At 59.3% G+C, this 26,300-nt stretch carries 18 protein-coding genes and 1 CRISPR repeat array; of the genes, 8 read left to right on the top strand and 10 right to left on the bottom strand.

The window, feature by feature from the left end; translation table 11 throughout:
• Positions 1-165: 165 nt before the first annotated feature.
• A complete protein-coding gene (locus tag BMY52_RS01710) occupies positions 166-1,734 on the bottom strand; it encodes an ATP-binding protein (protein ID WP_090250036.1) in 1,569 nt (522 codons plus the stop codon).
• Positions 1,735-1,769: 35 nt separating this feature from the next.
• On the opposite strand from BMY52_RS01710, the gene BMY52_RS15320 reads away from it, so the two are divergent.
• Positions 1,770-2,204: a hypothetical protein gene (locus tag BMY52_RS15320; protein WP_177169799.1), complete on the top strand. Its 435-nt coding sequence runs from the start codon at positions 1,770-1,772 to the stop codon at positions 2,202-2,204.
• 120 nt (positions 2,205-2,324) lie between these two features.
• A CRISPR array of direct repeats spans positions 2,325-5,099; the repeat unit is 29 nt; unit sequence CGGGTCATCCCCGCGCCTGCGGGGAACGG.
• A gap of 106 nt (positions 5,100-5,205) precedes the next feature.
• Here the strand turns inward: BMY52_RS15320 and cas2e are convergent.
• The 8 genes from cas2e to BMY52_RS01665 all read right to left on the bottom strand — a co-directional run bounded on the left by cas2e (position 5,206) and on the right by BMY52_RS01665 (position 14,210).
• Positions 5,206-5,496, bottom strand: coding sequence for a type I-E CRISPR-associated endoribonuclease Cas2e (cas2e, locus tag BMY52_RS01700; RefSeq protein WP_342707673.1), 291 nt, complete (start codon positions 5,494-5,496; stop codon positions 5,206-5,208).
• Positions 5,497-5,503: 7 nt separating this feature from the next.
• Complete coding sequence (gene cas1e / locus BMY52_RS01695) at positions 5,504-6,424, bottom strand: type I-E CRISPR-associated endonuclease Cas1e (RefSeq protein ID WP_090250029.1); 921 nt, start codon at positions 6,422-6,424, stop codon at positions 5,504-5,506.
• A gap of 24 nt (positions 6,425-6,448) precedes the next feature.
• Positions 6,449-7,141, bottom strand: coding sequence for a type I-E CRISPR-associated protein Cas6/Cse3/CasE (gene cas6e, locus BMY52_RS01690; RefSeq protein WP_090250026.1), 693 nt, complete (start codon positions 7,139-7,141; stop codon positions 6,449-6,451).
• Positions 7,141-7,896 (bottom strand): type I-E CRISPR-associated protein Cas5/CasD, encoded by a 756-nt coding sequence (gene cas5e / locus BMY52_RS01685; protein ID WP_090250023.1) that lies wholly within the window; start codon positions 7,894-7,896, stop codon positions 7,141-7,143. The genes cas6e and cas5e overlap by 1 nt, the downstream gene beginning before the upstream one ends.
• Before the next feature lie 9 nt (positions 7,897-7,905).
• Positions 7,906-8,979 (bottom strand): type I-E CRISPR-associated protein Cas7/Cse4/CasC, encoded by a 1,074-nt coding sequence (gene cas7e, locus BMY52_RS01680; RefSeq protein ID WP_090250021.1) that lies wholly within the window; start codon positions 8,977-8,979, stop codon positions 7,906-7,908.
• Between the two features lie 27 nt (positions 8,980-9,006).
• A complete protein-coding gene (gene casB, locus BMY52_RS01675; RefSeq protein WP_090250018.1) occupies positions 9,007-9,663 on the bottom strand; it encodes a type I-E CRISPR-associated protein Cse2/CasB in 657 nt (218 codons plus the stop codon).
• Positions 9,660-11,342, bottom strand: coding sequence for a type I-E CRISPR-associated protein Cse1/CasA (casA, locus tag BMY52_RS01670; protein ID WP_090250016.1), 1,683 nt, complete (start codon positions 11,340-11,342; stop codon positions 9,660-9,662). The genes casB and casA overlap by 4 nt, the downstream gene beginning before the upstream one ends.
• A gap of 153 nt (positions 11,343-11,495) precedes the next feature.
• The gene (locus BMY52_RS01665) at positions 11,496-14,210 is read right to left on the bottom strand and encodes a CRISPR-associated helicase/endonuclease Cas3 (protein ID WP_090250014.1); all 2,715 of its coding nucleotides are present in this window, start codon (positions 14,208-14,210) and stop codon (positions 11,496-11,498) included.
• A 210-nt stretch (positions 14,211-14,420) separates the two neighbouring features.
• Between BMY52_RS01665 and ilvD the strand changes: the two genes are divergently transcribed.
• Positions 14,421-16,112, top strand: coding sequence for a dihydroxy-acid dehydratase (ilvD, locus tag BMY52_RS01660; RefSeq protein ID WP_090250526.1), 1,692 nt, complete (start codon positions 14,421-14,423; stop codon positions 16,110-16,112).
• A gap of 118 nt (positions 16,113-16,230) precedes the next feature.
• Here ilvD and BMY52_RS01655 read toward each other — a convergent pair whose 3' ends face one another.
• Positions 16,231-17,685, bottom strand: coding sequence for a TrkH family potassium uptake protein (locus tag BMY52_RS01655; RefSeq protein WP_218140374.1), 1,455 nt, complete (start codon positions 17,683-17,685; stop codon positions 16,231-16,233).
• A gap of 604 nt (positions 17,686-18,289) precedes the next feature.
• Here BMY52_RS01655 and kdpF point away from each other — a divergent pair.
• The 6 genes from kdpF (at position 18,290) to BMY52_RS01625 (ending at position 26,218) form a co-directional block, all read left to right on the top strand.
• Entirely contained in the window at positions 18,290-18,376 is an 87-nt protein-coding gene (kdpF, locus tag BMY52_RS15970) for a K(+)-transporting ATPase subunit F (RefSeq protein WP_090250011.1), read from the top strand.
• Positions 18,377-18,455: 79 nt separating this feature from the next.
• The gene (gene kdpA / locus BMY52_RS01645) at positions 18,456-20,168 is read left to right on the top strand and encodes a potassium-transporting ATPase subunit KdpA (RefSeq protein ID WP_090250007.1); all 1,713 of its coding nucleotides are present in this window, start codon (positions 18,456-18,458) and stop codon (positions 20,166-20,168) included.
• A gap of 13 nt (positions 20,169-20,181) precedes the next feature.
• Positions 20,182-22,206: a potassium-transporting ATPase subunit KdpB gene (gene kdpB, locus BMY52_RS01640; RefSeq protein WP_090250003.1), complete on the top strand. Its 2,025-nt coding sequence runs from the start codon at positions 20,182-20,184 to the stop codon at positions 22,204-22,206.
• 12 nt (positions 22,207-22,218) lie between these two features.
• Positions 22,219-22,821: a potassium-transporting ATPase subunit KdpC gene (gene kdpC, locus BMY52_RS01635; protein WP_090250001.1), complete on the top strand. Its 603-nt coding sequence runs from the start codon at positions 22,219-22,221 to the stop codon at positions 22,819-22,821.
• Positions 22,818-25,496 (top strand): sensor histidine kinase, encoded by a 2,679-nt coding sequence (locus BMY52_RS01630; RefSeq protein WP_090249999.1) that lies wholly within the window; start codon positions 22,818-22,820, stop codon positions 25,494-25,496. Before kdpC ends, BMY52_RS01630 begins: the two co-directional genes overlap by 4 nt.
• Positions 25,493-26,218: a response regulator gene (locus tag BMY52_RS01625; RefSeq protein WP_090249996.1), complete on the top strand. Its 726-nt coding sequence runs from the start codon at positions 25,493-25,495 to the stop codon at positions 26,216-26,218. The genes BMY52_RS01630 and BMY52_RS01625 overlap by 4 nt, the downstream gene beginning before the upstream one ends.
• The last annotated feature ends 82 nt before the right edge of the window (positions 26,219-26,300 follow it).

Raw genomic sequence — 26,300 nt, 5'->3', positions numbered from 1 at the left:
TGTGACTGCACTCCAAAGCCCTGAAACCCGACGATTCCTCACCGTAGCTGCACTCCCCCTTCAGACCCTCATCCGTTAGCACCGTGGTCTGCCGAGGCATCTAAAACCAGAACGTCGAGCCGCCGACTTCGCAACATGACGGGCCCGTTCCCACCAGGCCCGCAATCAGATCGTTTCCACCTCAAACGCCACGATCTGCCGCTGCTCACTGGAGAACTCCACCCCGATCAGATGGATCGGCTTGCCACTGGCCCGGTGCTTGTCGGCATAGCCCCTGGCCTTGATCTGCTGCAGCGCCCTGCCCTCGGGGAGCTGCTCCACCACCTTGAATTCGAACAGATAGATGTGGCCGCTGAAGTCCACCGCCATGTCCACCTTGCCGTGGTGGCTTGAATCTTCCACCGTGACCTGGAGCCCCAGGGCGGCGAAGTGACTGTAGAACACGCTGGCATAGTGGCCCTCATACTGGGCGATGGGGTTGTTGCGATACCAGTCGTGGGGCAGGCCGGCGTAGAGCGCCTTGAGGTGAGCCTCCAGGCCTGCCAGGTCGTGTCGCTGCAGCGTGTCCATCAGCCTCAACTGGTGGGTCTGGGCCTCGCTGTGGCCAATGCCCAGCACCGGCAGTAGCAGATCGTTGAGGCTGCTCTCCACCTCCAGGTTGGGGAAACCCAGCGTGTAGAGCCGGTAGCCCAGCATGGGCTCGTGCATCTCCTTGATGGTGATATAGCCGGTCTGGAACAGCAGTCCTTCGGTGGTGATGTCATCCACATCGAAACGCCCGAGCAGCTGGGCCCTGGCCTGGAGCCGGTCCAACTGAGGGGTGAAAATGCCACGCCTCCTGAGCAGATCAATGAGGAAGGTGGGCGTGGCGCTCTCGAACCAGTAGGGGCCGAACTCGCGCTTTTGGAGCAGCAGCAGCACATCGAAGGGGTTGTAGACCGATGTGACCTCGGCGCCACCCCAGCGGTAGCCGTTGTACCAGGCGCGGATCGCGTCGCGGTCCATGCCGGGCAGCTCCGGGGCGAATACCGTGTCGATGTCGTCATCGGTATAGCCGCAGATCGTGCTGTAGGGCGCATCCAGGGTGATGTCGTTGAGGTTGTTCAGCCCCGAAAACAGGCTGACCTTGCTGAACTTGGACACTCCGGTGATCAGCACCAGATGCAGGTGTGGGTCGGCGTCCTTGATCACGCTGTAGAGGTTTTTCAGCCCCTCGCGCAGCTCTCGGGCACGCTCCGGTTCCAGAATGTTGTCCAGAATCGGCTTGTCGTACTCGTCAATCAGCAGCACGACCGGCTGACCCGTTTCCCGGTGGGTGAGCTCCAGCAGGTCGGAGAACTCGCCGGGAATATCCGTCTCGGGGGAGGTGGCCTGGGTGAAGCGCCCACGCTCCTTGCGTAGCTGGTGGCGAATGCGCGTGTCCAGCTCCTCGCGATTGCGCATCACGCCGCTGCCGAAGCTGAGGCGAATCACCGGGTGGGTTTGCTGCCAGTCCCATCGGTCGTGGATGTAGAGCCCCTCGAAGAGCTTTTGGCGACCCTCGAACAGGCAGCGCAGGGTATCGAGCAACAGGCTCTTGCCAAAGCGGCGGGGGCGGGAGAGGAAGTAATACTTGTTCTGGTGGACCAGGCGCTCGATGATTGGCGTCTTGTCCACGTAGTAGTAGCCCCCCTCGCGGATCTCGGAGAAGGTTTGAATGCCGATGGGGAGTCTGAGGCGCTGTTGGTCAGCCATGCCTGGCTCTCCAGGGACACTGGAAATGACTCAGTATGAGCGTTTCAAACCTCATCAGTTGCCTGGCCCATCAGGGAGCTGTCTTCAATAAAGTTCGCATTTTCCACGAAAACCACCCTCCCTGGGAACTGGCCTGCCAGCAAATCGCTGCGACAGCAGCGACCTGTCCATCCGTCCCCAGGCCCTACGCCTGCAACGATTCGTGGTATGCCCACAATGGCCCGATGCAACCGGATCGACTGATAAGGAGTGTAGCTGTGATCGAAGCGCAGATCGATGGTGCCGAACTGACCGCCGCCCTGGAGCCGGACTACATTCAGGATGCGGGCGCCAACAACAGCGGCATGCCGCTGATACGCTACGTCAAGGAATTCAACGGGAAGCGCTACAGTGCTGTGTGCAGTGCACGTAAGATGCGCCGGATGCTGGGCCTGGAGACGTTTTACATCGGTAGGAAAAAGCAAGATTGACCTAGCCGCCCCGGGCCTACGTCCGAAACGAATCCGTGGTATGAGCACAGCGGCCCCATGCCCGGCCAAGTCGAATAGGAGTATAAAAAGTGATCGAAGTGCAGATCAATGGAGGCCGAACGGGTCATCTCCGCGCCTGCGGGGAACGGACTCAGGGCCCGTGGCGGAATTCTCCACATGGCGGGTCATCCCCGCGCCTGCGGGGAACGGGTACAGACCAGGATGGGTGCGGCAACCAGTGCCGGGTCATCCCCGCGCCTGCGGGGAACGGGTTCCAGAATGCCCAGCTGCGCGCCGAGGAGACCGGGTCATCCCCGCGCCTGCGGGGAACGGTCCTTCTCGTAGTCGTTCTGGACCTGCATCACCGGGTCATCCCCGCGCCTGCGGGGAACGGGTGGATGCATCAGACGCCTCTGCGTTGAACCCCGGGTCATCCCCGCGCCTGCGGGGAACGGCTCCGCTATGGGAGCGCAGTCCTCAGATGGATCGGGTCATCCCCGCGCCTGCGGGGAACGGGCGTGGTGGGCGATCTTGAGCACATGGCTATGCGGGTCATCCCCGCGCCTGCGGGGAACGGAGCGCCCGAACAAGCGACCCATTATGTCGGACCGGGTCATCCCCGCGCCTGCGGGGAACGGGCCTCCCGTTCTTCCTTGCTCAGGCGGACGGCCGGGTCATCCCCGCGCCTGCGGGGAACGGGCCCCCTCTGACTGTCCACATTTGATTCGATGCGGGTCATCCCCGCGCCTGCGGGGAACGGTCCTCCTCCAGGAACTCATCGAGCCACTGCGGCGGGTCATCCCCGCGCCTGCGGGGAACGGAGCTCATCAGCCGCCACTTTCATCGCTTCTTCCGGGTCATCCCCGCGCCTGCGGGGAACGGCTACCCGGTGACTAACTGATGGCTATCATCAACGGGTCATCCCCGCGCCTGCGGGGAACGGTTCGGGCATGCAAAGTTCAGATCAGAAAACGCCGGGTCATCCCCGCGCCTGCGGGGAACGGACCCGAAGCGATGGGGCGGGCCTTATTACGGGCGGGTCATCCCCGCGCCTGCGGGGAACGGTCCACGTTGGGCGTCTGCACGGCGGTGTAGGCCGGGTCATCCCCGCGCCTGCGGGGAACGGACCACCTGCAGGAGAAGCGTCAGGAATTCGAGCGGGTCATCCCCGCGCCTGCGGGGAACGGTTTGCCAGTCTGTACACCTACAGCAATAGCGACGGGTCATCCCCGCGCCTGCGGGGAACGGGTTGCCGGGCCGGACGAAGGGAACGCGGCCATCGGGTCATCCCCGCGCCTGCGGGGAACGGCCCCTCGTTTCTGATTTCCTCATTTAGGTTCCCGGGTCATCCCCGCGCCTGCGGGGAACGGAGTAATGAGAAGGTTAGGGGCGGCACGTTCACCGGGTCATCCCCGCGCCTGCGGGGAACGGCGGATATCTTGAGCCTGTTCGTCCCCGAAACCCGGGTCATCCCCGCGCCTGCGGGGAACGGAAACAGGAATATTAGGCGGGAACCTCATCTGGCGGGTCATCCCCGCGCCTGCGGGGAACGGAGGGAAGTCAACGCGCCACTGGTCAAGCTGTACGGGTCATCCCCGCGCCTGCGGGGAACGGCCCGAACCACTGGATGCCGTTTCTGATGAACTCGGGTCATCCCCGCGCCTGCGGGGAACGGGAGCGCGCTGTCGATATTGCAAAGCGCGTTGGCGGGTCATCCCCGCGCCTGCGGGGAACGGCTGAGGGCCACTTCTTCATTCACGTCGGCCTGCGGGTCATCCCCGCGCCTGCGGGGAACGGAGCACATCGGTATCGGCGCTGCCCAACGCGAACGGGTCATCCCCGCGCCTGCGGGGAACGGCCGGTGTTTGGCTCACTGTCTGAGGTTGAAGACGGGTCATCCCCGCGCCTGCGGGGAACGGCTCCAGCCGGGGCTACACGGATTCTCGTCTGCCGGGTCATCCCCGCGCCTGCGGGGAACGGGCGTGGCGCTGCGCAATGTCGTCCCGGTGGCCCGGGTCATCCCCGCGCCTGCGGGGAACGGTTTCGCTGGATGATCTGCATAGGGTTATCATCCGGGTCATCCCCGCGCCTGCGGGGAACGGCGCTCCCCTATTTTTTCGATGAGGTCATGGCACGGGTCATCCCCGCGCCTGCGGGGAACGGTTGTCAGATTGTCATGCCCTCACCTCCACAGGCGGGTCATCCCCGCGCCTGCGGGGAACGGTGCGGATGCCTTTGCGGAGCAGTGGGATACGCCGGGTCATCCCCGCGCCTGCGGGGAACGGATCAGTTCCAGTTGTCCAGCTAGTCGGGTCGTCGGGTCATCCCCGCGCCTGCGGGGAACGGTGTGGCGGCTGGTAATTGAGAAGGTCGCCACACGGGTCATCCCCGCGCCTGCGGGGAACGGGTACCTTGAGGGCATCGTGGGTGCGCTACTGTCGGGTCATCCCCGCGCCTGCGGGGAACGGGCACTCTCTGCAAAGCAGAACCAGGTTACTAACGGGTCATCCCCGCGCCTGCGGGGAACGGTCGGATTGAGCCAAGTGAGAGACACAGACCAGCGGGTCATCCCCGCGCCTGCGGGGAACGGATAACCCATGGTGCCCGGATGAAGCAATTGATCGGGTCATCCCCGCGCCTGCGGGGAACGGGATGAGTTCGATGTAGGCCGGGCAGTCATTATCGGGTCATCCCCGCGCCTGCGGGGAACGGCGTCGAAACTCACGCGCATCAGCCCACGCCATCGGGTCATCCCCGCGCCTGCGGGGAACGGTCACGCCAGACCTGATCCGGGCCATCCGTGAGCGGGTCATCCCCGCGCCTGCGGGGAACGGGCCTCCCGTTCTTCCTTGCTCAGGCGGACGGACGGGTCATCCCCGCGCCTGCGGGGAACGGACCAATTGTAGCCACCTGTTTACAAAGAAGAAAATCGCAGGGGGAATTTCCACCAGCAATTTAGCTTACTTTTTAACCAGACCGAATTGTTAAAGATCTAGGCAAATCAATCAGTTGACTGAGGGGGCAGAAATTTCACCAACCTTAGCCCATCATGATCGATCGCCTCACGTCGGTTGGAGCCATAGGTCTGGAACTCGAAACCGGATTCATGGTTGCTGGCCCAAGCCATGGCGACATTGCCATCGTCGGCCAGGGCATCGACCTGCTCCCAGATCATCTCGCGTACGCGCTTGCTCACATCGCCAACATAGACGCCGGCGCGAATCTCCAGCAACCACACGGCCAGCCGGCCGCGCAGGCGCGGCGGCACCGCCTCGGTTACCACAACCAGCATCGCCATATCATTTGCTCCGGTGTCCCTGGTCGCCGATGGACTCCGGCTCGGGAATCGCCGGTGGCATGGCCTCGGGCGCCGGAAGAGGTGGATCAATCTCGCCAGCCGCCAGCACCTCCTCGATCATCGGAATCAGGCGCTGCAACAGTTTTGTCTTCTTGAAGGCGTCACGGCAGGCAATACGCACCTCGCGTTCAGGTGCCACCGGGCTCCTCTTCGCGACCCCAAAGGCAGCGGGAACCACCGTCTCGAATTTTACGATATCCGCGATATCATAGACGAAGCTCTGGGGCTTTCCGGTATGCAGGAAGCCGATTGCCGGCGCATACCCCGCCGCCAGGATCGCCGCCTCGGTGATGCCATACAGGCAAGCCGTTGCAGCAGACAGGCACTGATTGGCCACGTCCGAGGCATCCCACTGATTCGGGTCGTAGCGCCTTCCATGCCATTTGACACCATACTGCTTGGCGAGCAGCTGATAGGTCTTGCGGACCCGAGCGCCTTCCATGCCTCGGAGTTGATCCACGCTACGCCGCAAGGGTGGAGGCTCACCGAAACGCAGCTCGAACATCTTGCGCACGACCTTCAAGCGCAGCTGCTCATCCAGCGCCAACTGCGCCTGATAGAGCAGCCTGTCAGAGCGTGCCCCACCAGGCTGACCGGCGCTGTAGAGACGAACCCCTGCATCGCCGACCCAGATCAGCAGGGTCCCGACGACCGATGCCAGTTTGACGGCGGCATGCGAGATTCGCGTGCCGGGCTCCAGCAACAGGCAGGCCACCGAACCTACCGGAATATGCATGCGCTCGCCGTTCACCTCATCGATGACGACAAAGGCTCCATCACGCACGTCGAGCTGTCCCTTGCGAATGAAGATCATCGACATGCGATCTTTCTCGGGGATGGGTTTGAGCGGAATGTATCCCATCTCGGCCTCCTTACCGGGTGACAATCAGGGACGGCGCAACAGCAGCAACCCGCAGCCGAACGCTTTTGCTCGTCCAATGCCCTGGGCCAGCGTTTCGATCAATCGACCCGGGTCAGAGACCTCCAGCAGGCCTTCATAGTCGACGCTGGAAAAGCGGATGGATCGACCTTTTTCCTTGGGCAAGGCATGCTGACGATAGGCGCCCACTTCGGGTTCTGCCGGCAAGCGGAATCCCCAGGATTCGGCGCGCTCTGCCAGCCACCCACGCGCGGCATGATCCATCGCCTCCGTGCAGGCCTGGCTGGTCCGACCCTTACCGGCCTCAAAGGGGTACTTGGCCGCCATCAAGACATCGGCACGCCGCCCCCGCTCACCTTCCGCCGACTTGGCCACGGTAGGGTTGGCCCGCAGGCGAAAAGCGAGTTGATCACCGACTTCCAGTGCCGGCGTTAACCGCTTGCACTGCGCCTCGAGCAAGCCAGAAACCGGCACCGGCTCGCGATCGGACAGCACATAGAACAACGGCAAGCCTCGCGGTGCTCCGCCGCCCTCGGGGTCTTCCATTTCCTGGCGGAACAGGAACGGCCGTGCGCCTTGGTGATTCGGGAATAACCGCCAGAGCAATTGATGGGCGCCATAGGCCCCGCCCCCCATGATTTCGAACAAGGCCCCCCGAGAGAGGCCGTTGAGATCGACAACTACACGAGAAAGGTACATCAGCGTTCCTCCGTTGCCCGCACCACACGGCGGTACTCCACCCGCGGCCCGAACTGCCAACGGCGGCGATTCAATGGCATATCCCAGGCCTCGCTGGACTCCACGCCCTGACCATTGCCGTCCAGAGCATCGGCGGCTCCTTCCCAGGCATAGAGCGCGCTTTCCGGCAATCTCAGGGTCCTGCTTTCGTCACCCTTATCCTTTCCGCATAGTGGAGGAAAGTCTGCATCGAGAACATCTCGCAGCTGTGCGGATACTTCCCGACGTGGTGCCAGTGGAGCCGCCGGTGGGCACGACTTGCGCCCCAGGTAGAGCGGGAAATGCGGCGCCTTGAGTGCCTGCTCCAGCTGTTCGAGCGTCAGCTCTGCCTGCGGTATCAACCATACGGCAACCGTCCAGAGCCCGTCGCAGCGGTAATCACGGCTGGAGAGAATGGTATTGATGACCTTACGTGGTGCGCTCAATTCTTCCCGCCGGGTGCGGTAGGTCACCTTGGCTTGTGACGCTGGCACCTGCACGGTGTGGTAATCGCGCATCAAGCTGCCGGGGGAGCGCTGCTTGATGGCGATAGCGACACTATCGCGCAGTCGGCGTTGACCCTCATCATCATCCCGACGCACCCCCAACGCCGCGCCGAGTAGCCCGATGATGGCACTTCGCCCCGGATAAGTGGCTGTAGGGCGTGACTCGCCCACCGCCGCCTCGCCCCAGCTTGCGAGCGGCGCATAGAGCCGGAAGACCAGATACTCCGTCATGACGGCTCCTTACTGCTCGATGGAGAGAAAATCGATCAGTTCAGGGAGGTTCCCCATGACCACTTTTCCGGATAGACATGGCTCCCGGTAGTCGGGGTCGGCGGCCACGACGAAGCGTTGCTCGGCGCCTGGCCCATAGGCATCGTCGAAGGCCTGCGCTTGGCGCTCCATACGTGTGATGGCATCCCGCGCCTGGTCCTGTCCCGAGATAGGGCGAAGAAAGGCGGCCGAGAGTGAACGCGGCTGCTGGTCGCCCTTCTCGGCCAGCACGTAGCTGGCGTGAGCACGGGAGCCAAAGCTGTTCTGCTTGCCCTTCGGCGAGGTCTTCACGGCAGCTTCCACCAGGGCCGCAATGGCGCGATCCGCCAGGGCATCATCACCCTTGAGGTTCTCTATCAACTGCCGCCGATCGATACACACATAGCTATAAAACAGGCCGGCACCGAAACCGGCCTCTCCCACGTGAGCTGCGCCTCGATGCTTGTCACCGGTATTCAGGTCGTCCACGGCCGTGAAGTAGTCGTCCTCGACCTCGGCGGCATGCACGGTGATCGCATGGGCGACCTGGCAGGCGGCATCGACGTTGAAGGCTGGAGATGCCGCCAGCATGCGACCAAACAGTGCAATATCCACGGCGGACGGCTTATGGCGGAGCAGGTCGAGATCCTCCTTCTCCGGCGCACGATCCTCGTCGGCCAGCTTTTCGACCAGCGCATCGACTGCGGCCTGCTCCTCGGGGCCAACGTGCACCAGCTGGCTGGTTTCCAGTTCGCCCTTGGCCACATCGCCGAAGACCTTGGCGATGTCCGTTGCCCAGGCGCGGGCGTCCTTTTCCTTGACACCCTTTTCCATCAAGCGCTTTTCCGCCTCGATACCCACGCGCTTGGTGCGCATGCCACGATGCTGCCCTACCGCCTCTTCGAATACCGCCGAGGTGCGCCAGGTGCGCTTCAGACTCTGAGATGACACTCGCAGTCGCTTGGCACCGCCCATGATCGCGGTCTTGGGTCGCCCCAGGTCGTCACGGTTGAGGTTCGCTGGCGGATAGGCGGTCAACAGATGCAGTTGGATGAAGTGGGTCATTACTTGGCTCCCTGTATGATGAACGGATCACTCGTTGTCTTGCCGATAGCCGGCCGTGGCGCCGAAATAGTCATTGGCCCACACAAACCCCAGACGCCGGGTAGGTTGGGGCGATGCTCCGCCCTGATATTCGCGCCACCAGAGCGCGATGTTGTCGGCGAGATGCACAATGCTGACACCGCGCTTGTCGATCAGCGCCAGGGCACGGCGCAGGCGTTGCACCAGCTCCTCCGGCGTGCCAGCGGTCATCAGCTGCTGGAAGCGCAGCTCGCTCATGTACGGCTTTCCGGTTTCGCGCTTCTGCCGACCGAGACCGGCGCCAAGCGGCATCCTGGGCTGTTCCTCGCGAAGCTCAGCCACGACCAGGGCGATACAGGTCCAGACCTGCAAGCGCTGATCACGCTGGTGTTCTGGCTGTTCGTCTTGTGCCGGCAACCAGCGCCACAGGTGGCGGAAAGCCTCTGTGAGCATGGCCGCCTCAATGGTGTCGCAACGTCGCAATGCCGCCCGCATCCCCTTGGGCCAGGGGGGAGCGTCGGTATGGGCCTTCAACGCCTCGGCGGAAAGCGTCAAGCGCTGCCACCAGCGCCGCAAGGCATCGGCTTCTCGACGTTCGATGGCATACAGCCGCTCGGGCACGCGTGGTGGCGCCTCTGCTGGGGGTGCGAGTTCCGTTTCACTCATGACACACTCTCTTCGGTAGTTGCCGGCTTGGCGCTCAAGACGAAGCCACCGGTCTCGGCAAATTGACGAATGGCCTTGCTGCCCTTGCTGCGCCCGGCCAGAAAACTCAGCAACTGACGCCTTGCCGCAGTGGCCCGCTGCAGGTCGACGGCTTCCAGCGCACCACTCAACGCTTGCTCCTCGAATAGGGCCAAGGCTTCATGTTTCAGCGTGAGGTACCATGCCTCAGCCACCCCGGAAGGCAGGCGCGGGGTGTCATCGACCTCCGTCAGTGCCTGCTTGAAGGCGTGCAATGCATGAAAGAAGGCACCCTGGGTGGCGTCATAGAACTGCAGGTCGATATGGCTCATATCGCCCTTGGCATCGGAAGGGCGGGCGAACCAGGCATTCTTGACCTGGGTGCGCACCATCCAGGCCACCTGGCGAGCCAATTCAGTGTACTGTTGCACCCAGCTACGCAGTCTTTCCTGCTGGGCGGGGGGCACGGCCACCAGCGGCATCTCGACGCTGTACCAGCCGCGCGGCTTCATGTTGTCCATGTCGTGGCCGAACGCCCACAAGCGGGCATGCTTGAGCAGGGCGACGATCTCTTCGCCGAAGCGGCGCTCTTCGTCGACGACCGGCACCTTGCCGGCGATGTAATCCTGCACCACCAGAGCCGGTAGCGCGCCGCTGGTATCGGCATCGTGCAATACCAGGTTCGACCAGTGCTGATAACCCAAGCCGCCCGGCTGCCCCTTGGTGGACAGAGGGGGCTCTGAAGGTTTCTTGGGATCACGGCGGTAAGGGGTCAGCGGGTGCAGCCAGGGCCCGTCGTAGTTGGTGCCTTGCTTCTTGGCGCGGATCTGACGTACGGCGCGTGTAGTTTCCCGTCCGCAGATGTCGCAGCGACACGACGCTTCCTCGAAAAGCAGCCGGAAGCGACGGGGCATCGACCAGTAGGGATGGAGCGGATGCATGCCATCGGGCAGCACTTCCGTGCCTTTCTTGTCGCTGACCCGGGTCGGTGCCATCCACAGAAACAAAGTGTTGTCATCGGCGCGTGGCGCCTTCCATGTCTGCCCGGATCGCGTCAGCGCCTTGGGCGTCAGCACGTTCAACCACAGGCGAGACCACAGGCTGGCATCGGGCAATTCGGGCAGCACCAGCGTCGTCAGCGGCCCGCCACCCCTCAAGCCGACGCGAATGCCTGCCCCACCGGCCGGTGCATTGATTTGCATGGTGAACAAGGCCAACGCCGAGCAGTCTTCGCACATCGCATCGACACGCCCGCGCTTGACGAAGAAGTCGGTATTGTTCTTGACACCGTTCGCCCCGGGGGAGTCGATCAACAATCCACTGACCGTGGTCTCGTTGACGTCCTTGAGTGGATCGAGGTCCTGCATGAACCGCGCGCTCTCACCATCCAGCTCGAAGGCCGCTTTGAAAGGCGCAAAGACACTTTCCAACTCAGCGATACTCGGCGGCTGGATCAAACGATCCAGCCAGTCGCCGTGATCCTGCGGTGGCAGTGCGGTCTGCAAAAGGCCGATCAGGAACTGGTGGGCGGCCCCCTGCAAATCCGCCCGGGGCAAAGCGAGATCAATGATCTCCGGGTCGGCCACCGCGCTGGGCGGACGGTAGGTAGTGGTTCCATCACGGGTACGGAAAGGCAGCCAACATGCCGTTAATAGATTCATCGCCGCTCCTTGCATCTCGAAAAACCAGAAGGTTCATATCAAATCTTATTGCAATATCCTTTAAACGCAACAATTAGTAACCCACCTGGAGGATCCTGTCAACCTGAGCGATAATGAATCATGCGTTCACCGCCTTCGCGGTGATGGACCGGTTCAAAGCAACTCTAAGGCTCGTTCCCCGCGCCAGCGGGGATTCCCGTCCTTTGAAAACACCACACCCCACCCACCGTCATAGGTGCAGGCAGTATCGGCTTCGACCAGCCACGGCTGGGTAAAGCGCAGCGCCTTGTAGCGTTCCTGAAGGGCCTCCCACTGGGGCTGCCGGTCGGTGGGCAAGCCCGCCAGCTTCTCAGCCTGGCTCTGGCGCAGCTTGACCTGGCTGAGCATGTCGGCGTGGAACTCCCCCTCCACCCAAAGCGCCAGCTCGCCATCTGCACGATGCTTGAGCAGTACCACGTTGACCGTCGGCTCATCGACCAGGCGCGTCCCGATCTCCTGCTCCTCCTGCCACTGATCAAAACCGGGATGGCGAAGGTAACCCTGCTCCAGCGACAGGACATTGAAGCCCGCCATCGAGACCGCATGGCGCCTCATGCCATGCTGCTCGAAACGCGCATCCAGCAGACCATCCGGCACCCAATCCGCAACCGATCCGTAGACACTCTCGATCAGGGTCCGCGCCTCATCGGGCATACGGATCGCCCCGAGCTCGCGCAACACGCGCTGCGTCAGCCACAGCAGGGACGTATCGCGATAGACCGCCTGAGTGCCCGGCAAGGCACGTTTCAGCCATTGTGAATCCGGCGCTTCGCTCCATTCCGGCGCCAAAATGGCGAGCAGGGGCTGACGACGCGGGCCACGTTTATGGCGCTGAAGACGCCCGGCCCGCTGAATCAGCAGGTCGATCGGTGCGAGATCACTGACCATATAGTCAACATCACAATCCAGTGATTCCTGGAAGACCTGTGTACTGATCAGCACCTGGCCGCGTCGCTGCTCAGGGTTGGATGCCTTGCCCAGCCGCCCGATCACATCCGACTCAATGCGCTGACGGTCTATCATCGCGAAACGGCTGTGGAAGAGCATGCATCGCACTGGGTCAGGATGGCGCGCGCGCAGCTGCTCGAAGGCACGAATGGCATCGTCCACGGTGTTACGGACCCAGGCAACGCACTCCCCTGCCTCGACCGCCGCCATCACCGTTTCGAGCGCCTGCTCCTCGGTTGTCAGCCAGTCGACACCCACCTCACGCGCCACCTCGGGACGTGTGGACAGCGGGACTTCCCGCGCCAAGCCATGGCCGATCTGGGTCAACAGCGGGAACGCCTGTTCCTGCATCAAGACCGGGGCCTGCCCCAATCCCTCGCGCCATGCCACAGCCAGGTCCTCGCGCATGCCGTGTGGCAAGGTGGCCGTGAGCAGGATGGCACTCCCGCCCTGGCGGGCGTGATGGGTCAGCAACTGCTGTAGCAGGGTCTGCATGTAATGGTCATAGGCATGCACCTCATCAACAATCAGTACCTTACGCGCCAGGCCATAGAGGCGGAGCGACTGATGCCGAAAGGGCAACAGTCCCATCAGTGCCTGATCGATGGTGCCGACTCCGACGTCGGCCAATAGGGACTTCTTGCGCGAGTCGGCCAACCAGCGATTGCAATATGTCGTCGCCGTCATGTCATCGGCGGCATAGTTCTGGTCTTCAGGCTGCTCCGAGGCCACGGATTTAACGAATCTGTCGTTCAGGTCGCGGGCGCCATGAGCCAGTACCAAGGAAGGACGAGACGTCGCGACATAGAAACGTTGATGCAGATTCCCCAGTCGCTCGTACATGGCATTGGAGGTCGCCATGGTCGGCAAGGCGAAGTACAACCCCTCGCCATGCCCTGCCGCCAGAAGGCGCTGGTTAAGAATGCAGGCCGCCTCTGTCTTGCCGGAACCTGTCACGTCCTCAAGGATGAAAAGCTGGGGGCCGTCCCCAATAGTCAGGGTTTCGACCTCCCGCTGCAGTGGGGTTGGCGTCACCGACTCGCCGTCGAACCAACTGGCCAGACCGGCATAGGCCACCGGTTTGGGTGGCTCGGCAAACCCGGACTTTTGGAGCGCCTGCTGGGCGCGCTCGAGGGCCAGTGGCCAGTAATCGTCCAGTGGCATTTCATCTTGGCAATACTCGAAATGATCTCGATTGGAGCCCAACCAATCGCTTAGAGTGGCCCAGCCGGCGATCGTCCAACTCAGGGCGAAAAAGGCTTCCCGCCATTCCGGTGAGACAAGATGCTGAACCGGCCAGTCAGGATCGAGCAGCGTGGCCCAGTCCGCGACAAACTGACGCGCAGCCTCACAATCCGATGCGCTGCAGTCATCGCCGAAGAAGTCTGCCGGCTCAAGCCGGCCAGCCTCTACAGGCTGACCATGATGTCCGAACATCGGCGCCAGCACAGCGCGAAGGGTCTCGCTGAGTTGCCGGCGTGCCTTGCGGTCAAGGTCGCAGTCGGGCCAACGCAGGGTGCCATCCTGCAGCCACTCGATCCAGGATGCGTGCCACAATAAGGCCCCCAGGCGATCGTGTCGTTCGGTATAGGCCAGTCCCTCTATTGGAGTCACCAGTTTGCCGCCTTGCAGCCGGGCCACACCTTGAAAAGCACGCGCAAACTTACCTAGATCATGGAGCCCCAAGAGAAATACCAGGAATCGACGTAGTCTTTCAGGCGGCAAATCCAGCCGCGCCGCCAGCAACCGGGTCAGTGGCCGCTCGGGAGCCAACAAAAGCCAGCCCACTGCTGCCACATCCAGACTGTGATAGGGCAGAAGATGGCAGCTATCGCCTCCGTCCGCCGGTATCGCCTTGCCCCAGTAGAGGTAATACGACATTCCTGTCTCTCCGAATGGCATTCACGATCTTCATCCAAGCACTTCTGGGGGGATCGTCACAAGATCCTCGCACAAATTGCAACGCACATTCCGGCATCATACTGAGGTAACGCACCCCCACCCCGCTTCCCAGTGAAACCGAATCCGTAATATCGTGAGCCTATCCCTGTGTTGATTCAGGGCCTGCGCTGGACATTCCCAAAGGGCGAGATGATGGCAAACAACAGACGAAGCAAAGCGGTCACCGAAGGCTTTCAGCGCGCCCCCAATCGGGCCATGTTGCGGGCGGTCGGCTTTGAGGATGGGGATTTCGACAAGCCCATTGTCGGTGTGGGCAATGCCCACAGCACCATTACCCCCTGCAACATCGGTATCGGCGCCCTGGCGCAGCGGGCCGACGAGGCCCTGCGCGCCGCCGGCGCCATGCCGCAGCAGTTTGGCACCATCACCATCTCCGATGGCATCTCCATGGGCACCGAGGGCATGAAGTATTCGCTGGTGTCTCGAGAGGTGATCGCCGACGCCATCGAGACGGTGGTCCAGGGACAGAGCATGGATGGCATCCTCGCCACCGGCGGCTGCGACAAGAACATGCCGGGTGCCATGATCGCCCTGGCCCGCATCAACGTCCCGGGCATTTTCGTCTACGGTGGCACCATCAAGCCAGGCAAGTACAAAGGCCAGGATCTGACCATCGTCAGTGTTTTTGAAGCGGTGGGCCAGTACGCAGCGGGTAACCTGAGCGATGAGGATCTGCAAGGGGTGGAAAAAAATGCGTGCCCCGGGGCGGGCTCCTGTGGCGGCATGTACACTGCCAACACCATGTCCAGTGCCTTCGAGGCCATGGGCATGAGCCTCCTGGGTTCCTCCACCCAGTCCGCAGAGGACAAGGAGAAGGGCGATTCCGCCGCACGTTCTGCCGAGGTGTTGCTCGAAGCCATCAAGGCGGATCGCAGACCCCGACACATCATGACCCGAAAGGCATTCGAGAACGCCTTCGCTGTGACCATGGCCCAGGGCGGTTCCACCAATGCCGTCCTGCATCTGCTGGCCATTGCCAATGCAGCAGAAGTGGACTTCTCCATCGACGACGTCGAAGTGATCCGCCGCAAGGTGCCGGTGCTATGCGACCTCAAGCCCTCGGGTGCATACGTTACCAGCCAGTTCCACGCCGCGGGGGGCACACCCGTGGTCATGAAGATGTTGCTGGAGGCCGGGCTGATTCACGGTGACTGCCTCACCATCACCGGCCAGACCCTAGCCGAAACCCTGGCAAAGGTGCCCGCGACACCGCCGGCTCATCAGGACATCATCCGCCCCATGGATGCGCCGCTATACAGTCAGGGTCATCTGGCCGTGCTCAAGGGCAACCTGGCCGAAGAAGGCGCGGTGGCAAAGATCACGGGATTGAAAAAGACTGCCATCACCGGTCCTGCGCGGGTTTTCAACTCCGAAGAGGAGTCCATGGAGGCCATCGTCAATGACAGGATCCGGCCCGGCGACATCCTGGTCATCCGCTACGAGGGGCCCAAGGGGGGCCCGGGAATGCGCGAGATGCTCTCTCCCACCTCGGCCATCATCGGCGCCGGCCTGGGCGATGAGGTGGGCCTGATCACCGACGGACGCTTTTCCGGTGGAACCTACGGCATGGTGGTGGGCCATGTGGCACCGGAAGCCTATGTGGGGGGCACCATCGGCCTGGTCGAGGAAGGCGACACCATCACCATTGATGCTGAGCAGAACCTGCTGCAACTCAATGTCCCTGACGCTGAGCTGGCCAAGCGGCGGCAACGGTGGCAAAAGCCCGAACCACGTTACCGCCGCGGCGTGCTGGCAAAGTATGCCAAGCTGGTTTCCTCGGCCAGCCAAGGTGCCGTGACCGACCGGGATCTGGAACTCTAAGGCGCCTGATCCACCGTCCAGGTGTTCAACGCGGCGGCCATTCCACCGTCAGGTCGTGTACTTTCCATCCGGGCAGTGAAGGAATTCCGCACGCGAAAACGTGGGGATATCCCAGCCCTTAACCCCGCCAAAAATGCGGTGAAAACATCACTAACACACTCAGCAACTCTAGCCGCCCCAGAAGCATGGCCACCATGAGGACCCATTTCGCCGCATCCGGCAATGGTTGGAAGTTCCCTGCTGGCCCGATGGTATCACCCAGTCCCGGCCCGACATTTGCCAATGCCGTAACTGCGCCGCTCAGGCTCGTCGTCAGATCAAGCCCTAGCAACGCTAAAACGGACGCTACAGCGGCCAGGGTCGCCAGGAATATGAAAGAAAACGCAACGCTGGATGCGACAATTTCATCACTGATAATGCGCCCATTGTAGCGTCTCGCGATGACTGCACTCGGATGCAGCAACCGAAACATCTGCTCCCGCAAAAGTAGCATCGACAACTGGAAGCGGAAGATTTTCATTCCACCGCTTGTGGACCCAGAACACCCACCCACAAATGTCAAGAAAAAGAACAGCACGACTACGAACGGTCCCCACAAAGAATAATCTTGAGAGGCGTACCCTGTTGTGGTAACCACCGATGTCACATTGAACAGTGCATGGACAAAGGCATCCAATGGAAAGGTTCCTTCAGTCACAACCCGGTAAAGCGCGATCACACTCGCTATCAACAGTAGAAATTTAAGGAAGAAATGAACCTGTTGATCTCCCAGTAGTGGCTGAGCCTGACCATCCAGCAGTCTGACAAACAAGAAAAATGGAATGCCGCCCAGCATCATAAAGAAGGCTGATGCAAAAAGAATAGAGGACTGATCGAACTGCCCCATCGAACTGTCGGACGTAGAGTAACCGCCTGTCGACACAGTCGTGAGGGCGTGATTGAAAGCATTAAATAAATCCATTCCCAACAACCAATAAACGGAAATGCAACTTACAGTGAGAATCAGATAACTGAATACAAGACCGCGAGCCAATCGATTAGTGCGTGGTAGCGCTTTTTCCGTCCACTCAGAGGATTCTGTGGCAAACAGCCGCATACCACCAATTCTCAAAAAAGGAAGAATCGCCACAGCCATGCCAATGATTCCGATCCCGCCCATCCATTGCATTATTGAGCGCCACAGTAAAACATCGTGCGGCAAATGGTCGAGTCCACTCATGACAGTGGAACCTGTGGTTGTCACACCCGAAATACTCTCAAAAAATGCGTCGGTAACACTGAGTTCCAAGTCGCTCAGCAATAGTGGCAGGCTTGAAAACAAGGGAATAACAATCCACGCCGATACGGTGAGGATAAACATCTCTCTCTGTTTGAGCGCATGCCTCTCGCGACCGGCACTCAGGAAGCAGAGTAAACCAACGCTAAAACAAATAATCCCAGACTTAACAAAGGCCAGCCAATCTGGAGTGTCGCCAAACATAAGCAGATTCACCGGCAGGGTCATCAGAAAGCTGAGCAGAATCAGCAAGAATCCAAGAATTTGGACAATAGGCCGTACATTGAAAAGAGCCATAATCAGGGTTGCCCAAGCCTCTCACTCGTCGTTTTCATTAATAAATCCTTGAGTCGAAAAAAGGGCGAACAGAAGCCCCATTGAGCACATTCCAAACAAGCAATAAGAACGGTTAGAGCCTGACACGGGGAAAAACCATACCAATGGCCGCGATATCTATCAGTTTGCCATGACCAGAAAATCAAGCACACTTAGACAATCACGATATGTTCGATCATGCCTGATTCAATTGGAATGGTCCCATGGCACGCGGCCCCATCTTGGAGACAGAATCTACTTTAAAACGGTAGGCATCCGCTACCCCCTCCCCAGTATAGCCAGCCCTCATCCAGCACTGCCATCCTCCCCGGAAACCCTGGGCGCCCTGAACAGCTTATGGGATAAACTCCTGGCAGCTTGGTTTCAGGGGGTGACGCCCTACACCCTGACCGTACGGCTTAAATCCCACGTGCGCTACGCCAAGACCGAGTTTCCTCTCGGCTAACGCCGGAGGGCAACCCGTCCAACCTGTCTTTTAACGCTATTTTTACGACTCCCCCCCGGCTTGGTCGTAGAATTTTTGCGCCCCGCCCCAGCACCATAGAGACACACTCACTGAAGGAGTATGAGCGTGTCCACCTTCCTTTTGATCATTTCTTTTGCACTTGGCGCCTACTTGGTAGCTGCTCTGCTCTGGCCCGAAGGGTTTTGACCATGGCACTGATCGGTATAGGCATCATCATTGGGCTTTTCGGCCTATGTTTCCTGTTCATTGATCTGGAGGAGCGACTGTGAACGAGGTCATTATCATCTATGCAGTCACGCTCCTTTTAGCGTGGCCATTAGGCAAGTACATTGCCGGAGTATTCAAAGGTGGTACCGGCACAGGAGGAACGATCTTTCTACCACTAGAAACCGGTCTTTACCGACTATTTGGCGTCGATCCATCTCAACCGATGAGCTGGCAGGGTTACGGCAAGGCCTTACTGAAACTGCACTTGGTTCTGGTGCTGATTGTATTTGGGCTATTAATGGCTCAGGGCGCTCTTTTTCTCAATCCGGATGGCATTGACGGTATGAGCTGGGATCTTGCACTGCACACCGCCGTCTCATTTCTCACCAACACGAACCAACAGCATTATTCCGGACAGGCCCAACTCAGCTATCTGGCCCACACATTTGGCATTGTGACCCTTCAGGTGGTTACACCGGCTGCGGGCATGGCGGCACTGATCTCGATTGTTCGCACCCTCCTGAGTCGCTCCGATAAAAAACCCCAGACCTCATCAGACGGCACGATCTCTGTCGGCAACTTTTACGAAGATATTACGCGCGCCATTGTTCGCGTAATGCTACCTGTTGCAACGGTGATTGCCTTGATACTGGCGTCTCAGGGTGTTCCCAATACCTATGAGGGTGCCCAAACCGCTACCCCACTGGATCAGACCGCTGGAATGGCTGTACAAAACATCCCCATCGGGCCAGTCGCGCCGATGGTTGCCATCAAGCAGGTCGGTACCAATGGCGGTGGCTGGTATGGCCCGAACTCCAGCGTGCCACTGGAAAACCCCACACCTTTGAGTAACTTCGTTGAGACTGTCTCGATTGTCCTGATCCCCGCGGCGCTGGTTTTTGCTCTTGGCTTTCTGACAGGTCGCCGCCGTCTGGCCCTAGTGGTCATGGGCGTGATGGTGTTGATGTCTGTATCTCTCACGTCCGTCGCTATCTGGTCCGAAAACCAGCCAAACGCCGCATTCGCCGGCCTGACTGTAGAGGGAGCAAATCTGGAAGGCAAAGAAGTCCGGTTTGGGGCCACGGCGACCGCGCTCTGGGGCAGCTGGACAACCCAGACATCCAACGGCTCCGTCAATGGCATGCACGACAGCTTCAACCCCATTGGCGGAATGATTCCGATGGTCGACATGTTCATCAACGTCACCTTTGGTGGCATCGGTGTCGGGCTGATTGGCTACCTTTTGTTCCTGCTACTGGCAGCGTTTCTTGGCTCGCTGATGATCGGGCGAGCACCGGAAATTGCCGGAAAGACCCTGGAAGCACGGGAAATGAAGCTTGTGTGTATCGCTCTACTGATCCAACCCCTGCTGATTCTGGGTTTCAGCGCCATCACCGTGGCTTTCCCGGCGCTTACCGGCAACTCCAATCCAGGCTTCCACGGGATCAGCCAGGTCATTTACGAGTACACCTCAGCATTTGCCAACAACGGATCGGGTTTCGAAGGCCTTGGAGATGACACGGTCTGGTGGAACGTCACCTGTGCTGTCAACCTCGCACTTGGCCGTTTCATTCCAATCCTGGCTCCTCTGGCGATTGCGGCGTCACTCGCTGCGAAGCGCTCTGCACCAGAAGGGCGCGGCAGCCTCGGCATCGATACTGCCACCTTTGGCCTGATGACGCTGGCGGTGATTGTGATGTTCACCCTGCTGAGCTTTATGCCGGTGCTGATTCTAGGCCCTATCGCTGAAACCCTGGCGCTGATGTCCTGATTGGAGAAGGATCATGTTTAATCAAACCCCAAAAATGACCGACTCACTGGAAGTCGGCAGCATTGTCCGCCAGTCCTTCAAGCGCTTGTCACCGCAAAGCCTGGCCCGTAACCCAGTCATGATGGTGGTCGGCACTGGAACCCTGGTGACTGCCTTGCTGGGCATTACTCACCTGACTCAGGGCGAGCCTGCGGCACTCGATTTTGCCATCTGCGCCATTCTGCTGTTTACCGTTCTATTCGCCAACGGGGCCGAATCAGTTGCCGAGGCACGAGGAAAAGCACAGGCAGGTGCCCTAAGGGCCACCCGAGAGAGCCTCAAAGCACGAAAAATTGATATTGATGGTGATCGGGTGCGGGAGGTGCCAGCAACAACCCTCCGCAAAGGCGATCGGGTGCTGGTAAAACCCAACGAACTGATACCGGCTGACGGTGAGATCGTCAATGGCGCTGCCACAATAAATGAATCGGCGGTTACCGGCGAATCCGCCCCCGTACTCCGTGAGGCGGGCACTGATAACAGTGGCGTCAGTGCAGGCACCAAGGTGCTCTCGGACGATATCGTCGTCGAGGTTACCGCTGACCCCGGTAACTCACTGCTGGACCGAATGATCGCACTGGTGGAAGGTGCCAAACGTCAGAAGACCCCAAGCGAATTGGCGCTCTCTGTTCTGCTTGCCGCCATGACACTGATCTTCCTGATTGTGGTCGTCACCTTGGTGCCCTTTGCAGGCTTCGTTGGCGCTGATCCTTCCTTCTCTGTGCTGGTCGCGCTGCTAGTGTGCCTAATCCCCACCACCATTGGTGGACTGCTGCCGGCCATTGGCATCGCTGGAATGGACCGTGCCATGCGCGCCAATGTGATTGCTAAATCTGGTAAAGCGGTTGAGGTGGCAGGTTCCATCGATACACTTCTGTTGGATAAAACCGGCACCATTACCTTGGGTGATCGCAAAGCTATCGCTTTTGAAACGGTCCAGGGCGTGGCAGCTGGCACCCTGAGAGATGCTGCTCTGCTTACCTCCTTGGCAGACCCCACCCCCGAAGGCAAGTCCGTCGTCGCTCTGGCCAGAAACCAAGGTTCCGATGTCGAAGCTTCGGAAGGTACCGACTTCATCGAATTTTCCGCCAGTACTCGTATGTCCGGCATTGATATGCCCGATGGTCGAGTTCTCCGTAAAGGCGCGACCGACGCGATCCGCAAGTTTGTAACTGAGAATGGCGGCCACTATCCAGATGAGACGGACCGCCTTGTTGAGAGAGTCGCAAAAAATGGCGCGACGCCCCTGGTGGTAGCCGAGGCCGATCGGGTATTGGGTATCATTGCCCTGTCGGATGTCATCAAAACCGGCATCAAGGAGCGGTTTGCGAAACTGCGGGAAATGGGTGTGAAAACTGTAATGATCACTGGCGACAACCCGTTGACCGCAGCCGCCATTGCAGCGGAGGCCGGTGTCGATGATTTCGTGGCAGAAGCAACGCCGGAACAGAAACTGGATATTATCCGCAAGGAGCAGGCCGAAGGGCGAATGGTTGCCATGATGGGTGACGGAACCAACGATGCACCGGCCCTGGCGCAGGCAGACCTGGGTCTGGCCATGAACTCTGGTACTCAGGCGGCCCGTGAAGCTGGCAACATGGTCGACTTGGACTCTGACCCTGGAAAACTGCTGGAAGTGGTTGAGATCGGCAAGCAACTTCTGATCACGCGTGGCTCACTGACCACCTTCTCACTTGCCAACGATGTGGCCAAGTACTTTGCCATTCTCCCAGCTTTGTTTCTAAGCAGTCTTCCGGCGCTGGGGGTACTCAATATCCTGAACCTTTCAAACCCGATGAATGCAGTGCTAGCAGCAACAATTTTTAACGCGCTGATCATCCCGGCTTTGATTCCATTCGCTTTGAAAGGTGTGCGTTACACCCCAGCCAGTGCGACTCAACTACTACGCCGAAATCTGCTGATATTCGGGCTTGGGGGGCTGTTACTACCCTTCCCTGCCATCAAGGCGCTGGACCTCATGCTTACCGTCGCATTGTAAGGAGATACGAAAATGGCTGCTTTAAATTCTGTCTTTGTCTGTCGTTCAGCGTCGTGGCTTGCCGCGGCGAGAGCCGCAATTGTCTTCATACTGCTGTGCGGTGGGTTATACCCCCTATTGGTAACCACCGTCGGCAGCTTGCTATTCCCGCATCAAGCCACCGGAAGCCTGATTGTGGTTGATGATACCGTGGTGGGATCAGAATTGGTTGGGCAACTTTTCAAAGCCCCGGAATACTTCCACGGACGGCCTTCAGCAGTGGATTATGATCCATTCTCCGTAGGCGGTTCCAACTACGCTGCCAGCAACCCGGCCCTTCGAGACCGGGTAGCGGAGGACTCCCAAACAATCGCACTACGGTATGGCGTTGAATCCAGCTCTATTCCGGTGGATTTATTAGCGGCTTCAGGCTCCGGCATAGATCCACACATATCGCCGGAATCGGCTCAGTTGCAGGCCGAGCGGGTGGCGACGGCGCGGGGGATTACGGTCTCACAGGTTAATGAACTCATTGTGGATTTTACAGAAGGTCCCACCATAGGGGTATTCGGACAGCCTCGGGTCAATGTCTTACGGATCAATCTGGCGCTGGATGGTAAGGAGGCTTCAGATTGAAAAAAGACGATCACAATCGCCCCAACCCTGACGCGCTCTTGAAAACTCATCAGCGCGAATCGGGAGGCGGGCTGAAGGTGTTTCTGGGGGCAGCTCCTGGAGTTGGTAAAACCTACCAAATGCTTCAGGCTGCGCATGAGCTACGGCGGCAAGGGGTTGATATAGTCGTTGGCGTTGCGGAAACCCACGGGCGATCGGAAACCCTCGCTCTATGTGAAGGCCTTGAGCAATTGCCGGCAAAAGAGATCGAATACTCGGGCAAGGGCTTCCGTGAATTTGATCTGGACGCGGCACTCAAACGCAAGCCAGACGTGCTGGTGTTAGATGAATTGGCTCACAGGAACATCCCTGGTACTCGTCATGCACGACGTTATCAGGACATCGAAGAATTGCTGGACCAGGGCATTACCGTCTGGACAGCGATCAACATTCAGCATCTGGAGAGCCTTTCGGATGTGGTTGCGGGTATCACCGGCGTACGTATGCGGGAAACCGTGCCCGATTCGATTTTGGAACGGGCCAGAGATATTGTGCTGGTGGACCTTACCCCCTCAGAACTCTTGGAGCGGCTGAGACAGGGCAAGGTTTACGTGCCTGAACAGGCCCGTGCGGCCATGGATGGCTATTTCTCACCATCGAATCTGTCCGCCCTGAGGGAACTGGCGGTTCAGGCCATCGCCGAGCGTCTGGATGCGGATGTCCGCGAGAACATGCAGTCCCGTGGTATTGAGGGTCCGTGGCACATTCGATCACGAATGCTGGTAGCCGTCGATGGCTCAGGACAGGGAGAAACATTGGTTCGGGCTGGACGGCGAATAGCGGATCGCCGCAAATCGCCCTGGACGGTCGTTACCGTCGACAACGGCCGTGCGGGGGCTGACGAGCGCCAGCGCTTGAAAAAGGCATCCGATCTGGCTTCCAGGTTGGGAGCAGAGGTCAGGACCCTTCGTGGTTACGATGTGGCGGAAGAAATACTGGCGTTTGCAAGGGAGCAGAATGTCACCACACTGATTCTGGGCCGCTCCCATAACCGTTGGTGGCACTTCCGAAAATCCACCAGTCGCCGTCTTATGAAGCAGGCTGAGGCCTTTGAGGTTACTTTCATTCCGGTGCCGCGCAAGCAGCGTCGGCGCTTGATCGAAGTTTCTGGAAAATCCCCAATATGGAGCGATTATGCTTGGGCAGTCGCCAGTGTTGGTGCCGCAACGGCTGTGTCCATGGGGCTTCAGGATATACTGCCTCTCGGAAATCTGTCTCTGGTCTTTCTGACCTCGGTACTTTGGGTGGCCGCGCGAACCGGCATCCGCCCTGCGCTATTGACGGCCCTGCTGAGCTTTCTGACCTACAACTTCTTCTTCACCGAGCCGCGCCTGACCTTCAACATGACGGAGACGGACGAACTTCTGACCGTTGTTTTCTTCCTTATCATGGCAGTGAGTGCCGGTAATCTCGCTGGCAGGCTCAGAGACCAGGTTCAGATGTTACGTGCCTCGAATGACCTGACAGACGCGCAGCTGCGATTCACGCGTCGCCTCGCATCTGCTCCGGATATTAAATCGGTCCAGAATGAAGCCAGCGAAACGCTTTACACCCAACTGAAGATACCACTCGTTATTGTCCACCGAAATCCAGACAATGCTGATCTCGAAGTGGTCGCCAAGGGCGGGCCAATCCAGGCGCTCAATGAAGCAGCCTATTCGGCTATTGACTGGGCAATGCGCAATGGAAAACCCAGCGGTGCTTTCTCAGATACCCTGAGCAGCCTGCCTTGGCGCTTCGAACCTATCGAGGCCGTTGATGAGGTCTATGCAGTCCTCGGGTTATGGGTGGACGATATGGCTCCTGAGTATTATCGGGGGCTGGCCATCGGCGTCTACGTGCATCAGTTGGGACTGGCGTGGTTTCGAACCCAGTTGGCCGCCAATCTCTCCGCCTCACAAATTGCCGAAGAAACCGAACGGCTGCGCTCTGCCTTGCTATCCTCGATATCGCACGACCTCCGTACCCCTCTTGCCTCCATGATTGGGTCGGCGAGCACATTGAAGTCCATGTCAAATCGGCTGTCGGCTGAAGACCGCGAAAGCCTGCTGGATTCAGTTCTTGGCGAGGGTGAGCGGCTGGACCGTTACATCCGCAACCTGCTTGACATGACGAAACTTGGCCACGGCACCCCCAAGATAGAACGAGACTGGATCGCATTGACTGACATCCTGTCATCCGCCCTGAGACGGACCAGGAATTTAATGACGAAAGTCCAGATAGAGCGGGATGTGGCCGACGATTTGCCTTTGCTTTTCGTGCATCCCGCACTGATCGAGCAAGCGCTGGTAAACGTCCTGGAAAATGCAGCGAAATTCTCCCCTGACGGATCCACTCTGAGCATTCGTACCCACAAGGCCGGCGATGAACTCGTCATCGCTATTTCCGATGAAGGACCGGGGATACCCGAAGACCAACGGGAACAGGTGTTCGATATGTTCTTCACCGGTGGTGAGGGGGATCGCGGCCCTCATGGCAGCGGCCTCGGTTTGGCCATCTGTAACGGTATGGTCGGCGCCCATGGTGGCCGTATTCGGGCACTGCCAGGCGCGAATAATCGAGGAACCTCCATCGAAATTGTACTTCCCCTGATAGAATCACCGGAACAAGAGTCCAACGCGGAATCCAGTGAATGACTGTTTCAACAAAAAACCGGGAAAAGCCCTGCATTCTGATCATCGACGATGAGCCGCAAATTCGGCACTTCCTGCGCATCAGCCTGAAAACCGAAGGGTACGAGCTGCTGGAAGCGGAAAATGGCGAAACCGGGTTAGGTTTGTGCGCCAGACACTCGCCTGATCTCGTCATTCTGGATTTGGGTTTGCCAGATATGGATGGCTCTGATGTCCTTGCCGCTCTTCGTGAGTGGTCATCTGCTCCGGTCATCATTCTGTCGGTCCGTGACCGAGAGCTGGAAAAAGTAAAAGCTCTCGACCTGGGCGCCAACGACTACGTAACCAAACCGTTCGGTGTAGATGAACTGCTTGCCCGAGTCAGAACACAGTTACGCAACCTTGATCGCAGTAACAGGCGCTCCACGGATGCTATGGTAATTTTTGATGATGGCACATTGCGTATTGATCTCTCCATGCGAAAAATCACGGTCAATGGCGACCCGATTAAGTTAACACCCAAAGAATTCGCCGTTTTAAAGATTTTGATGCTGGCATCTGGAAAAATTGTCACGCAATCGCAATTATTGAAAGATATCTGGGGACCGACCCACACCAAGGATACTCATTATCTGCGCATCCTGATCGGTAGGCTGAGACAGAAGCTGGGAGACGATCCGACAGAGCAGCAGTACATCCAGACTGAGCAAGGAGTCGGTTACCGCTTTATGGAACTTGATGGGTGAGATTAAGGCAAGTGAATTTTCTTAGCCAACTCAAGCGACAAAAAGGTGCCGTTCAGTCGACCAAGAATCGAGTATGGGGGAG

Source organism: Ectothiorhodospira marina (assembly GCF_900109495.1).
Taxonomy (GTDB): Bacteria; Pseudomonadota; Gammaproteobacteria; order Ectothiorhodospirales; family Ectothiorhodospiraceae; genus Ectothiorhodospira; species Ectothiorhodospira marina.
The sequence above is the reverse complement of the archived record's forward strand: the minus strand, read 5'-3'. Positions and strand labels throughout refer to the sequence as shown.